Annotated in this window: 12 protein-coding genes; 9 read left to right on the top strand and 3 right to left on the bottom strand. The window is 49.0% G+C overall.

The features are described from left to right. Window positions 1-286: 286 nt before the first annotated feature. The 6 genes from ACYZZ0_RS06995 (at window position 287) to ACYZZ0_RS06970 (ending at window position 8,064) form a co-directional block, all read left to right on the top strand. The gene (locus ACYZZ0_RS06995; RefSeq protein WP_461535883.1) at window positions 287-772 is read left to right on the top strand and encodes a hypothetical protein; all 486 of its coding nucleotides are present in this window, start codon (window positions 287-289) and stop codon (window positions 770-772) included. Window positions 773-819: 47 nt separating this feature from the next. Further along, window positions 820-1,635: an FTR1 family iron permease gene (locus tag ACYZZ0_RS06990; protein WP_461535882.1), complete on the top strand. Its 816-nt coding sequence runs from the start codon at window positions 820-822 to the stop codon at window positions 1,633-1,635. Beyond that, complete coding sequence (locus ACYZZ0_RS06985; protein ID WP_461535881.1) at window positions 1,632-3,056, top strand: FAD-dependent oxidoreductase; 1,425 nt, start codon at window positions 1,632-1,634, stop codon at window positions 3,054-3,056. The genes ACYZZ0_RS06990 and ACYZZ0_RS06985 overlap by 4 nt, the downstream gene beginning before the upstream one ends. A 35-nt stretch (window positions 3,057-3,091) precedes the next feature. Further along, entirely contained in the window at window positions 3,092-3,670 is a 579-nt protein-coding gene (locus ACYZZ0_RS06980) for a hypothetical protein (protein WP_461535880.1), read from the top strand. Window positions 3,671-3,685: 15 nt separating this feature from the next. After that, on the top strand, window positions 3,686-5,092 hold the full coding sequence (locus ACYZZ0_RS06975) for a hypothetical protein (protein ID WP_461535879.1): 1,407 nt from the start codon (window positions 3,686-3,688) through the stop codon (window positions 5,090-5,092). Window positions 5,093-5,202: 110 nt separating this feature from the next. Beyond that, on the top strand, window positions 5,203-8,064 hold the full coding sequence (locus ACYZZ0_RS06970) for a cytochrome D1 domain-containing protein (RefSeq protein ID WP_461535878.1): 2,862 nt from the start codon (window positions 5,203-5,205) through the stop codon (window positions 8,062-8,064). A gap of 209 nt (window positions 8,065-8,273) precedes the next feature. On the opposite strand, the gene ACYZZ0_RS06965 is transcribed toward ACYZZ0_RS06970, so the two are convergent. Together ACYZZ0_RS06965 and ACYZZ0_RS06960 are read right to left on the bottom strand one after the other, a co-directional pair. Further along, window positions 8,274-9,056, bottom strand: coding sequence for a carbon-nitrogen hydrolase family protein (locus tag ACYZZ0_RS06965; RefSeq protein ID WP_461535877.1), 783 nt, complete (start codon window positions 9,054-9,056; stop codon window positions 8,274-8,276). Between the two features lie 52 nt (window positions 9,057-9,108). After that, the gene (locus ACYZZ0_RS06960; protein WP_461535876.1) at window positions 9,109-10,035 is read right to left on the bottom strand and encodes a LysR family transcriptional regulator; all 927 of its coding nucleotides are present in this window, start codon (window positions 10,033-10,035) and stop codon (window positions 9,109-9,111) included. A gap of 107 nt (window positions 10,036-10,142) precedes the next feature. On the opposite strand from ACYZZ0_RS06960, the gene ACYZZ0_RS06955 reads away from it, so the two are divergent. After that, window positions 10,143-10,520: a YybH family protein gene (locus tag ACYZZ0_RS06955; RefSeq protein ID WP_461535875.1), complete on the top strand. Its 378-nt coding sequence runs from the start codon at window positions 10,143-10,145 to the stop codon at window positions 10,518-10,520. A gap of 83 nt (window positions 10,521-10,603) precedes the next feature. On the opposite strand, the gene panB is transcribed toward ACYZZ0_RS06955, so the two are convergent. Next, window positions 10,604-11,473 carry a 3-methyl-2-oxobutanoate hydroxymethyltransferase gene (gene panB / locus ACYZZ0_RS06950; RefSeq protein ID WP_461535874.1) on the bottom strand — a complete coding sequence of 290 codons (870 nt, stop codon included), beginning with the start codon at window positions 11,471-11,473 and terminating at the stop codon, window positions 10,604-10,606. A 425-nt stretch (window positions 11,474-11,898) separates the two neighbouring features. On the opposite strand from panB, the gene nhaD reads away from it, so the two are divergent. Together nhaD and ACYZZ0_RS06940 are read left to right on the top strand one after the other, a co-directional pair. Next, window positions 11,899-13,146 carry a sodium:proton antiporter NhaD gene (gene nhaD, locus ACYZZ0_RS06945; RefSeq protein ID WP_461535873.1) on the top strand — a complete coding sequence of 416 codons (1,248 nt, stop codon included), beginning with the start codon at window positions 11,899-11,901 and terminating at the stop codon, window positions 13,144-13,146. Next, the gene (locus ACYZZ0_RS06940) at window positions 13,143-13,391 is read left to right on the top strand and encodes a hypothetical protein (protein WP_461535872.1); all 249 of its coding nucleotides are present in this window, start codon (window positions 13,143-13,145) and stop codon (window positions 13,389-13,391) included. Before nhaD ends, ACYZZ0_RS06940 begins: the two co-directional genes overlap by 4 nt. The last annotated feature ends 25 nt before the right edge of the window (window positions 13,392-13,416 follow it).

The following is a 13,416-nucleotide window of genomic DNA, read 5'->3' as shown; positions in this document are numbered from 1 at the left end:
GCTGCTGCAACGACAGCATGGAAGCGCTGGCTTTAGCCCTTCGGGTGGTTCGTAAAGGGGGCTTCCGACTTCGTTGAACTGTCTTGATGTAGAGTCACTACATGCTGCAACAGTTCGCCTTGCGGAATCTCCCTTTACGAACCACTGAGAACACGATAAGACCTCAACAGTCCCTAATCAGGCATTTCAAAGGTGTTGGCGCTACTCCGGGCGTCAACACCTTTTGTCGTTTCAAAATTGGTCGTTTTCAGCATCACCCGACAGGTTGGTCGGGCAGGGAAAAGAGATGTCCAGTTCTACATATCAGGCGCCTTCCTCAGGCTCGTTTGTTATTTCAGGCCGTTTCTGGCAACGTCTGGCATACCGTCATAAATATGCCGAAGCCACGCTCTACCTGATGTTTATCAGCGGGATCGTGATCTGGGACTGGGTTGAGATTGGCTGGCAGGTCGAACGTATCATGCTGCTGGCACATCTGGTTGCCGGACTGACAGCTTTCCCCCTTTTGGTTGGTCCTTTCTGGGCATCTCACCGCTCACTTATTACCCTCTCAAACAAACCTTTTTTACGTGCAACCGGAAAATGGATTGAATGGCTGCTGATTATCTGTACCCTCAGCGGCATTTATCTACTGTTCTGGGGCAACCCGGGTAACTGGCTGGGAGAACTGATGCAGGATCTGCATTTTTATAGCTCGGTTCTGCTGGTGCCTCTGGTGTTTCGCCATGCAATGCGCTGGACAGTGCTTAAGGTTTTTCGTCGTCATAGCTGACAGACTCCTGTCAGCTACCCAACTAGATTTCGTTCAGGAAAACACAGATGTTTGCGAGTTTTCTGATTACCTTCCGCGAAGGGCTCGAGGCCTTTCTGCTGGTCGGTATAGCTCTGTCGTATCTCGCCAGATTGAATGCCTCACGACACAATAAATATATTTACTTGGGAGTTGGTGCCGGTCTGGTGCTGTCTCTGGTTATCGCTTTTATCTTCCAGGTGCTGGTCGATCAGTTCTCCAGTGAGCATTACCGTAATCTGCTGATGGCGGGGATTCTGCTGTTTGCGACTGCAGTACTGAGTTATATGGCCATCTGGATGCAAGGGCAGGCCAAAGCCCAGGTCGGGGCAATGAAGGAGAATATTGCCCAGTATGTCACCACCGGTAATTTGTTCGGACTGGTTTTTCTCTCGTTTCTGGCAGTGCTGCGGGAAGGCTTTGAGACCATTCTGTTTTTCTCGGCGCTGATGTACTCCGGTCAGGGAGTAACGCTGGAAAGTGGGCTGATGGGCGGACTACTGGGCCTGCTGGCTTCAGTGGTACTGGTTTGGATGTTGTTAAAGAGTACCCGTCAGGTGTCTCTGCAGCCGTTCTTCCGCTGGACCAGTCTGCTGATCATTATTATTGCCGCCGGCCTGCTGTCTTCGTCTATCAATATGCTGCAGGCAGCAGAGATGTTGCCGGTGATTAAAACCGCTGTATTTGATATTTCCCATATTCTTGATGACCGCGGTACTTTTGGTACTTTCCTGCGCGCCCTGTTTGGCTATAACTCTTCTCCGAATTTGCTGCCACTGCTCATCTGGGCAGCCTATCTTGCTGTATTTATCCGTTTCTGGAACAGGAGTTACCGTCCGTCATGAGTCAGGCTGCTGAACAAAAGCATGTAGCGGTACTGGGCGGTGGCCCGGCCGGATTAATGGCGGCCTGGGAGCTGGTTGAAGCCGGTTACCGGGTGACGATTCTGGATCGTGACAGCAAAGTGGGTGGCATGTGCGCCACCCTGAAATTTGCCGGCAAGCATGGTGACTATCGTTTCGATTATGGCGGCCACCGGTTTATTACCAAGAATCCGGAACTGCTGAAGTTTGTTGACGAACTGATGGCAGAAGATCTGCTTTATGCCGAGCGTAAAAGTGTGATCCGGTTCAAGGGGCGCATCTATCAATATCCGCTGGCTATTGGTGACTTGTTGAAGAATGCACCGTTTTCTCTGCTATTCGGTGCAGCTGTTGATCTTGTCATGCTGCCGTTTAAAAAACGTCCACAAAATCGCCGTGATTCCAGCTTTGCAGAATGGATTGAAAGCCGTTTTGGCAAAACTCTGTACCGCAACTTCTTTGAAGGCTATACCGGAAAATTGTGGGGCATTTCACCAGCCAAACTTTCTGCTGACTGGGCTTCCCAGCGTATCAGCTTGCTTGACCTGAAGGATGTTGCCCGTCGCCTGCTGCCGCAGAAAAAGGACACACCACGCACCTATGCCCGCAAGTATCGCTATCCGAAACTGGGCTTTGGTCACCTTTATACCCGACTGGGCGAAGAGCTGGAAAAGAAAGGTGTCGATATTCGGCTGAACAGCAATGTTGTGGATATGCAGACCACAGAGAATCGTATCAGTAGCATCGGCTTCAGTGAAAATGATGGCGAAGTGCAGCAGTTGGATGCTGACTATGTGATCTCTACGATTCCCCTGTCAGATATGTGTCGTATGACTGATTTTGACAGCGGGCTGGAGTTCCGCTCCCTGCGTTTCTTCAATATGCCGATGGAAACCGAGAATATTTCTGACAATACCTGGCAGTATCTGTCTGACCCGGAGATTCTCGGAACCCGATTGCAGGAACCTCGTCGCCGCTCGCCCTATATGGCCCCGGAAGGTCGTACTTCGGTGATGGTCGAGATTCCCTGTGATAAAGGTGATGAAGTCTGGAGTATGCACGGAGATCAGCTGCGAGAGCGGGTGCTTGATGATCTGGAAACCCTGGGTGTTGATCGAAAACTGTCCACCGGTGAATACTTTACCGCTTTCACCGAGCACGCTTATCCACTGATGGATATCGATTATCAGGACAAGCGAGAGAAAGCGATTACCCACCTGTGCAAATTCGACAATCTGGTAATGTCCGGCCGACAGGGCTCTTTCCGTTACATCTTTACTGATACGGCGATGGAAATGGGCCAGATGGCGGCACGTTCAATTATTGAAGGCACTGACAGACGACGCGAGATCTTTGATTACCGCAATGAGAATACGGTGATTGAAGTGCAGAGTGTTGCCTGAGTTATTGGCTGAAAGAGAAAAACAGGGGAAGTACGTTGAAAAGAAATCCTGTGTTCTGGACCTTTATATCGGCAATGCTGCTGGTGTTAAGTCTGAATAGTCAGGCCTACACCTATTCTGCAGCAGGCAAAGAGCCGCTGATTGATGGTCGTGAAGCATTACTGAAAGCAGCTGACAGTGGTGATTTTGAGGCGGCAACAGCCGCCTATGAGAAAGTTGCCAAAGAGATCCTGTACTTCAAAACCGAGTATGGCATTGACCTCGATACGCCGATGAAAAATGCGTTGAAGGCCAAAGATGCCAAACAGGTTAATCACGTACTCAATCAGGCTTACTTTGCCGAGATTGACCGTCGTCTGAAAGGTGCGGAGCAAAATGTTAATGACTATCAAGTGGCCAAGGTTCTGGTAGTTAAAAGCAAGCTGTTTCTGGATCTGCTGACGCCGCAGATGGAAGCAGAAGCCCGTCAGCAGGCGGAGCAGGCTATTCAGATTGCATTGAAAGCAATTGGTAACCCGGGCGTATTTGGTGTGGGTGCCGAACCGGCAAATCCTGAAGCGCTGGCGAATGCTCATCAGCAGCTTATTAAAGCGCTGCAGGCTTTCAGCCTGTAGGGTGAACTAACTGAAATGCCAGAACAGCAGCCATTAGCAGGCCTGATCAACTGTTTTCCGGGTTTCCCGGACAGGCAGCGTTTGTTGGTGTCTGCCTCGATTGCTGTTGCAGGCATTATCTGGCTGGTCTGGGTTGTATGGCTGTTTCAGTATCCACTGCAACTGAGTAGTGATGATGCGCTGTTCTTCTCCAGAGGCGTAGAACGGTTCTCAGTACTGGAGCTGCGGCCGCACTTTCCGGGATATCCGGTATTTGTTGCACTGGCCGGTGTTATCAGTCTTGGTTTTGCTGCAGATACAGCTGTCATTTTGACCAGTCTGTTATCAGCGGTTGTGTTGCCCTGGATACTGTTGCTGCTGTTGCGTGAAGTGAGTCCCGAGAGCTACAGGTCGCCACTGGCCACCATTGTTCTGATGCTGTTATGCGCACTGCAACCATTGCTGGCCGCGCTGGCTCTCAGTGGTTTGTCAGATGCGACCGGCCTGCTGTTTGCTGCTTTAGCGTTACTGTTAACCTGGCGCCGGCAATTCCTGACAGCAGGCATATGCTGTGGCTTGATGTTGGCATCCCGGCCATCGTACTTCCCTCTGGCGGCGGGACTGATTGCGATTATACCGCTGCTGTATAAACAGCAATTTCTCTCTGTCTGGCTTCGTGGCGCATCGGGTGTGGTGCTGGTTGGCATACCGGTTATGTTGTTTCTGCTGAGTCGTGACGGACTGGCTTTTTTTGAAGAAGGTCTGCGCTTTACCCAGGGGCACTTCCAGATCTGGGGTAACACCTTCGAAGGCCAGCGCCCGAACTGGCAGGAGTGGCTGGAACGGCTGACAGATGTGTACTGCTGGTCCGTGCTGTGTCTGTTGGCTGCGTCACTGTTATGGGGATTGAAACAAAGCAGTCAGCGTCCTCTCGCAGTTGTTATTACTCTTTATCTCGGGTGGATCTTGCTGGCGCAAAATCCGGATAATATGCGACATTTTGCGCCGGTTATGCTGCTGTGGTTGCCATTACTGGTATCCCAGATGCTTTGTTTGTCAGTTATCGTATACCGATTGAGCTGCGCGCTGAGTATCGCAATCGGTGCTGTTTTGTTTTTCTCCCAGGCTTCACTGACAGTATCGAGTGCTCCGGTGCAGCAAGCCGTGCAATGGCTTGACAGGGCAGCTTGTACTGATGGTGATGATGGCAGGACAGGCCTGACGCTTGGAACCAATTATTCAGTCAGTCTGCTGAGGGAAGCGCTGCCAGGCTGTCAGATTTTCGATATGTATTACCCCAGCAGTAAAGCACTGGTTCGACAGGCCGGGGGCTTCAGGCTGAGTGGTTCACCCCAGCAGGATATGCTGCTGATTACCGTTTTTCCGGCGCGTTTCCCGGGTGAAAGAACGCTGTATCTTTATCGTTTTTCGGAGTCCGGGTAATGACAGCAATCATCCGGAAGCCACAGGTTTTTATATCCAGACTGGTCAAAATATCAATGAAACGTCGTTTTTTAAGGCGGTGCTTTTCGCTGCTTTCGATATTAACTTTTTTGTCGATACTGCCTGTTCAGGCAATAGAGAAAAGTACGTCCATTTTATGGTCGACAGATAAAAGCCGGATTTACAGCAGCAACTTTGATGGCGGCAGTGTCAGCATTATTGACCGCAAATCCGGTGAGCTGGTCAAGGAAGCTGTGATCGGCCGGGATATCAGACGACTGGCACTGACGGCAGATCAGAGCCGGTTGCTGGCTTCGGATTACCTGAACGATGAGCTGGTATTGCTGAGTGGCAAGACACTGGATGTCGTAACCCGGATAAAAACTCCTGCCCGGCCTTTCGGTGTAATTTACGATGCCAAAAACAAACAGTTCTACGCCACGGCTTTTGAAGGCCGCAAGCTGCTGGTTGTCAGTGTCGATGGCAAGATCACTAAAACGATCGATACTGCAGACACTCCGCGTGGTCTGGCACTGACTGATGACCAGCGACTGCTGGTGACACATATGCTGTCCGGTGAAGTCTCAATTTATGATGTCAGCGAGACGATTCCCAGACTCAGTAAGGTGATTCAGCTGGTTGATTCACCCGCCAACAAAACCCTTTCAGTACCCCAGGGAAAGCCGCGGTTACTGGATAATATTGCGATTTCACCCGATGGCACCCGTGCCTGGTTGCCGCACTCACTGTGGTCGCTCGGCCATGATTTTCAGTTCCAGTCCACTATTTTTCCGGCGGTAAGCCTGCTTGACTTGACGCCCGGTAGTGAACAGGAGCTTGTCCAGCAGCGGAAGATGCTGTTCCGGCAGATCAATATTGTTGAAAGTGGTAATAAAACCCGGATTGTTTCCAATCCTCACGATGCGGTATTTGCCGATGACGGCAAAAAACTGTTTGTTTCAACCTCCGGTTCTGAAGATCTGATCGTGTTCGATCTGTCCCGGGAAGGTAAGCAAAACAAAAAGCGCCATCGTCGTAAAAAACACCAGGGTGGAGCCAAGGCGACCCAGATTTATCGCAATATTCCGGGCAATAACCCTCGTGGTCTGCTGATTAGCGAGAGTGATCTGTTTGTTCAGAATGCCATGAGCCTGAATCTGGTGAAGTTTGATACCGGTGCACCGGGACCTTTTGGCAAGGCAAAGGTTGAAAATGCTGACTTTGCAAAGATGGTTGCCAAAGATCCGCTGTCTCCCCGGATGCGGGAGGGCAAAACCCTGTTCTACAGTGGCAATACAGCAGATAACCCGAAGTTCCCGATGGCAGGTGATTTCTGGATGAGCTGTGGCTCCTGTCATATTGACGGCTTTAACTTCACTAACCGTCAGTTGATGGATGACGGCAAGAAAGACCGCTTTGTTAACGCCCTGACCGGACATCGCGATGTGCGCAAGATGATTGCTGGCGATCCGGTCGGTGCCTATGTGGATATGATCCAGAAAACGCAGGGAGGCATGGGCGCTGATCCCAAGTCCAAAGAAGCCGCCAGAGTTGACGTTGAAAATCCACCGGTTGAAGTCGTCAAGATGATGATGGCGCTGAACGAATATGTGAAGGCGCGTGAAAACCTGCCCTACCTGTCTACCTGGCTGCGACTGGATGACAAAAAGAAATTTACCCACAAGGAAGAGTGGCTGAACTCGGCTTCCTGTGCTTCCTGCCATACCGAGATTTATAACCAGTGGGCCGACTCCAACCATGGTATGCACATGGACAACCCTTACTATCGCCAGCATGAGGACTTTGCGGCTGAAGTTGAGGGTGAGGAATACCGTACGTTCTGCCGCGGCTGTCATACCCCGCAGATGATTATCAATGGTGACACAGGACCATTGAAGTTATATGGCGACATGCGTGAGAAGCGAGGCAAATCCTTGTTTGACGCCCTGGCCAAAGGTGAAGCTGTAAGCGAACCGGGTACCGGCTGTATGTTCTGTCATCGTATTACCAAGGCTGAAAACGCCGGTGGTAATGCCGACATGACGGTGAATCTGAAAGACCGCGAAGGGTATGTGTTTGAGGATTCTACCAACGCCATTGCCCAGTGGTTGGCAAACCGTCAGATCAATGCGGCGCCGGAGCATCACAAGGCTTCCTATTCCAACCCGGAGCTGTACAACACATCACTGTATTGTTCGACCTGTCATAATGAATTTACGCCGGGGCCGGGTGCCAGTGTTAATGATAACTTTGGCGAGTGGAAGAAGTCCCGCTTTAATAATCAGGATAATCCCGCCGAACACAAAACCTGCGTCGACTGTCATATGACTGCAGATGTAGTGAATTTTGATAACCGTGTAGGCGGTCAGTCTACAGACCATGGTCCAATGAAAAAGGATGTCCGGGTACATTACTTTACCGGGGGCAACTATTTCTTTGCCGGACTGCGTAATCCTGAACATGCCAAACTAAGCAAGGAGATGCTGAAAGGTTCGCTGTTGCTGGAGGTCGATAAGGAAGGCAATCAGCTTAATGCCCGTATCACCAACCACAATGCCGGTCACGCCATGCCGGGTGGTGCCCGTCGGCAGGTCTGGGTTGAGGTTATCGCTACGGACAAAAACGGAAATACAGTGTTTGAAAGTGGCGTAATGAAAGATGGTTATGTCCCCGCTGATGCCCGTAAATTTATCAAGGCAAGGGGCGACAGTCATGGCATGCCGGTCGGGCAACGCTTCTGGCGGTATGAAAAGATTACCAAAGATACCCGAATTCAGGCCGGTGAAACCCGGGTTGAGACCTTTGATCTACCGGAGAAAATTGAATTTCCGCTGACGGTGAGTACAAGAGTTCTCTATCAGGTCTTTGCCAAGCAACTGACTGAGAAGGTGCGTAAGGCGATACCGGATGAAGATATTCCTGATCCGGAAGTGATTGAACTGCAAAAGGTTGTTCAGACCTACAACAAATAATTCCAATCTCGGGGGATACCGGCTATAACCGGTGTCCTCCAGCTGTAACCCGGGTTTTTTTCTTGCGCTTTGCTCTCTAACTGGTTTTGGGCGTGATTAGGCTAGAAATTGATTGGCTATTAGGTAAAGCTAAATCAAAATACTACTTCTAAGTATTTTGTGGGTTCTGAAATGGTGTAACTAACTGTACGATTTCATTAGGTGATGTATCAGGTTTTAATTAATTTTTTGATTTCATTTTTCAGATCGACCCCAATGACCATTTTCTTTTGTGGACGGTGAATGGGTAGAGAAATGGTTTTTATCTGCTCTCTTTCACCAAATTGGGCAATGATATCACCGGAAGGGCTGACAACCTGGCTCTGGCCACGATATTGCCCGGAGATATCTCTGGTTTTTTCAGAACCAACACGATTACAGGTGACAACTGTCATGTCATTCTCTATCGCTCTGGCTCGGGCAATATGAAGGCTTTGTTCACCTCCGAAATTGGCTGGGTGCAGCAAAATATCAACATCCTGTTCCACATACTCACGGATAATCTCCGGAAACCAGATATCGAGGCAAATGGCCAGGCCAAAGTTGATCCCCTTATACCTGAATGTGGTGTGCTGGTTGCCCCTGCTGAAATAACGCTGGTCAACAGGAGATAGTGCCATTTTGCGGTAACTGTGAAGCAGGCCTGAGGCATCAATAACAGCGAGACTGTTAAAGTATTGAGTCTGATCTTTTTCGGGAATACCTGCAATGAACAAACAGTTATACAAGGATGCAAGGGTTTGCAGGCGGTTTATTGTCGGGCTGTTGTTAAAAGGTTCTGCCAGATTTTGAATTTCTTCTGGATCATTAAACAGGTAACCCGAAATAAACAGTTCCGGCAGAATCACTATGTCGCCAATATCATCAGACCCTTCGAGTAAAGTATCCAAATGTTCCAGATTGGCCTGTCTGTTCCCGTGGATGATATCCATTTGTATTAAACTGATTTTCATTAAGTTATCCTTTTTATTTTTGTATCTGTTCGCTTGAAAGGTATTCCTCTTATCATTTTGATTCATTCTTCAGGCTAGATAATTCGTTCATCTCTTCTTTTATCGCTTCAATTGCAAGTCTGACAAGTTTTGTCGGCTTCTTGTTAAATGTATGAACAGCATAGACCGGAACTGAAGCGAATACATGCTCTGGTAAAACAAAGTCCAGCTTTCCTGCATCAAAGCAGGGTTTGAATAAAAACCGGGGAATAAATGCAATGCCTGCTCCGGCACAGGCCATGGCAATAACCGCAGGCAGGGTATTAGCCTGGCGGGTGGCGTTGAAGTGCAGTTTAAGAATATCACCCGACTTACGGTGTTTACCTTGATGAGTGATATTTTGGCCCTGCCAGTGGTTGGCGATGTAATCACAGTCAGGGGCAAGGCTGGCGATAGTTTGCGGCGTTATATTATTCCTCTGCAGATAATCCGGGCTGGCACACAGTATTTCCTCAAAATGCCCGGCCAGTTGCTGCCGGTAATTACTGGATGGCATAGCGCCAACCCGGATTGCCAGATCAATATCATTTTCAATCAGATCCACCCGTGCGTCACTGACCAGTAGCTTGGGCTCTATCAGGTTATGATGTGATACCAATCGGCCAATTGCCGGAGCAATAATGCTTTCGACCAGGGCATGCGGGGCGCTGATGCGGATTGAACCTGCTGCAATCTCATGAGCCTCCCGTGCTTCATCCCAGGCTTCCCGACCAAGGTCAGTCATGGCTTTGCAGCGCTGGTAAAAATTTCTTCCGGCCGGTGTGAGCATCTGACGGCGCGTTGTGCGATTCAGTAAAGCGACACCCAGTTGATGTTCCAGTTGCTTCAGGTGCTGGCTTACAGCTGACTTGGAAAGATTCAAGGAGTCGGCAGCTGCAGTAACCGAGCCGGCATCAATAATCCGGACAAAAATTGCCATATGGCGCAGGTAGTCAAGCATATTGTTCAGTATATCTAAACAGTGTTTTAGCTATTGTCATGTTTTTCATTGGAAAACCGGCTTCTATTATAAGTGTCATATTCCCGTCGTCATTCAGGAAATACCCCATGACCGATAACCAGAGTGCTGTAGTTCTTGCTGCTGTTGAAAAAGCCAGTGCTGAATGGAAAGCCGCATTTAACAGTGGTAATGCCGCAGGCTGTGCTGCCCAGTATGAAGCGGATGCTGTGATGTATGCCCGCCCTTTCGGTACCTTTACCGGAACAGCTGAAATCCAGGCTTTCTGGCAGCAGCTGATTGATGATGGCTTTTCCGATGTCGATTACATCTCGCCGGAAATTGTCGTTCTGGATGACTCTTCTGCAATTCTGTCTTCAGGCTGGAAAATGAACAAGGCCGGAGGTGTTATCCATAAAGAGTTGTGGGTGCTGCAGGCAGATGGAACAGCCAAACTGCGGGAAGATGACTTCGAAGCAAAAGCATAAGACGGATGATAAAAGCCAGCGTGAACCGCTGGCTTTTATCGTTTGGTTGAGTTTGAAATAACTAGACTCGGAAGGTAATAACGCTATTTCCCTCCTGCCACTGCTTGAGATTTTTCACTTTCGACAGCGGCAACAGCGTCATTCTGGGCCGGAAGATAACATTCCTGCTCTGCCGGGAAGTCACCTGAACTGACATCCTTGGCAAACTGGTTTATGGCATGAACAAATAGCTGAGCCCCATCAAGATACTTTCTGACAAATTTCGGTTTGAAATCTACTGTCAGCCCCAGCATATCCTGTAGCACCAAAGCCTGCCCGTCGACGTGCAAGCCGGCACCTACACCAATCACCGGAATCTCCAGCGCCTCGGATACCATTTTGCCGACATGCGGGGGGACAGCTTCCAGTACGACGGCAAAACAGCCCAATTGCTCCATCAGTTTGGCTTCATCCAGAATCTCGATAGCATCTTCAGCTGTTTTTCCCTGCACCCTGAATCCGTCCACCATATGGTGTTGGGAAGGTTGTAAGCCTATATGACCAACAACAGGAATCCCTGATTCGATAAAGTGTTTAATCACCGCCTGATTGATTTTTGCGCCTTCTATTTTAATTGCCTGAGCACCGGCTTTTAATAACCGGTCGGCCATCTCTGTGGCGTGATCAAGCCCTTTTCGGGTCGAAAGAAACGGAAATGCGGCAACAATAAACTTCTCTGGTGCACCCTTGCAAACAGCACGGGTATGGGCCGCAATACTGTCGACAGTCGCCGATAATGTATTGTCATGGCCATGCATTACCATGGTAGAACAGTCGCCTACCAGGATCGCATCGATATCGCACATGGAAAGAATACGGGCACTCCAGTAGTCATAAGAAGTTGTGATCACAATTTTTTTGCCACTGGATTTTATCTGTCTGAATTTCTGCACGAGTGCCGGAGGGCGGGACATCTTTTAATTCCTTCTGGTCAGGTAACTGATTCTCTCAACGACTAGCTACCCGGAAATTCAGGCCAGAAGAGAAATGCTGTTATTAATTTTGAGTGTAGATTGGAATTTTCATTCGATCCAAAGAGCCGTGGATTGTAAAACCCTGTTTTTTGTGGGGTTTATGGTCAAAAGTAGATGAATTTTGGGGGATGGCAGGTATTTAAAACGTAGTCCGAAATCTTTGATATTAAATCCGGCATGCAGTGTTTGAATTTGTTGAAGTGGATTATACTCCGCCGCGCCGTCATAAAGCTCAATGTTATGTGTGTCTTGAGGGGCGTGAGCGGGTTTGAGGAACCAAGAGTGGAACTCATTCCTGCTGCTCTGAATCAGATATTTCAACAAAAATAGTCAAAAATTCTGTTCGGCAAAGGGAAAACTGCCAGATGTTACATGCTTTTCTGATTACGCTCGCCGTACTGGCTCTGCTGAGTATTGTGTTTGAGGAAGTCACCCACCTTAATAAAGCGAAAACGACCCTTTTCTTTGGTTGTGTTGCCTGGATAACCCTGTTTATTGCAGCAGACAGTCCGTCACAGGGAAAGCTTATTGAGCACGAACTCAATGAAAACCTGCTGGAAATTGCCACGCTCTGGCTGTTTCTGATGTCCACCATGACCTTTGTTGCCTATTTGAATGCCAAAGGCATGATTCAGGTGATGGTACAGAAGCTCTTTCCGCAAAAGGTTACTGTCAGAATGCTGATGATTCAGGTTGCTCTGTTCTCTCTGGTACTTTCTGCCATCTGCGATAACGTAACTGCAACACTGGTTTCGCTCGGCCTGTTAACGACCTTTGAGCTGAGTAAGCGCATGCGTCGTCGTATGTCTGTGCTGATTATCTTTGCGGTGAACTCGGGCGGCGTCGCGCTTATTACCGGCGATGTGACCACACTGATGATTTTTCTGGGTGGTCACCTGAAAATTTCCGAGCTGCTGATTCTGCTGCTTCCGGCAGCAATCAGTGTGATGTTGCTGGCAGTGCTGTTCTCAATGAGTGCCAAAGGCGAGGTGAGTACAACGCCGATCAAGCGACAGGTTCAAACCATTGATCTGGTGATCGGGGCGATTTTCTTTACCACCATTATCATGACTATGGCGATGAATGTTTTCTTCAGTATCCCTCCGGTGCTGACATTCCTTACCGGATTGTCAGTCATGTTTCTGGTGGGGCACTGGTTCCGTAGCAACAGGGAAGAGCTACGAATGCTGGAATATATCCGTCAGGTCGAGTTCGATACGCTGCTGTTCTTTCTGGGGATTCTGCTGCTTGTTGGCATGCTCAAGGAGATCGGCACGCTGGAATTACTGACCCAGGTCTACGCCAGCTTTGACCCGAATATCTCCAACTTCTTTGCCGGAGCTGGCTCGGCGCTGCTGGATAACGTTCCGCTAACCGCAGCCTTGCTCAAAGCAAACCCTCAACTGACAACGCCGGAATGGCTGGGTCTGACCTATGCCGTAGGTGTAGGCGGCTCACTGCTGGTGATTGGCTCTGCGGCAGGCATTATTGCCATGAGCAAGATTAAGGAGCTGACATTTGTCAGCTATCTGAAATATGTCCCCATGCTGACTATCAGTTACGCCTGTGGCTATGTGCTGACTCTACTGCTGGCACATCAGCTTTATGGTTGATTGTTGAATTAAACAGGGCGTCTGATGGCGCCCTTTATTTATCACTTACTTACGTAAAATCGGGCAGTATGATGGATAAAAACGACGTCGAGCAGAGCAAGCTTGAAAAGAATATTAAGGAACGCCGGGAAAAGAAGTTAATTGAAAAGCACAACTTGCAACAAATGCCCGGTAAAACCGCATTATCTGCCATAGCTTTTCTGATAACTTCTCAAAGGACCGAAGCGGCAAACGATTTATATTGATTGCTAAATTTTGGTATCAGGGGAA

This window comes from Spongorhabdus nitratireducens (assembly GCA_947387575.1).
In the GTDB taxonomy this organism is placed as follows: Bacteria; Pseudomonadota; Gammaproteobacteria; order Pseudomonadales; family Endozoicomonadaceae; genus CANDOC01.
Note: the sequence above shows the minus strand (reverse complement) of the source record. Positions and strands in the feature narration are given on the sequence as shown.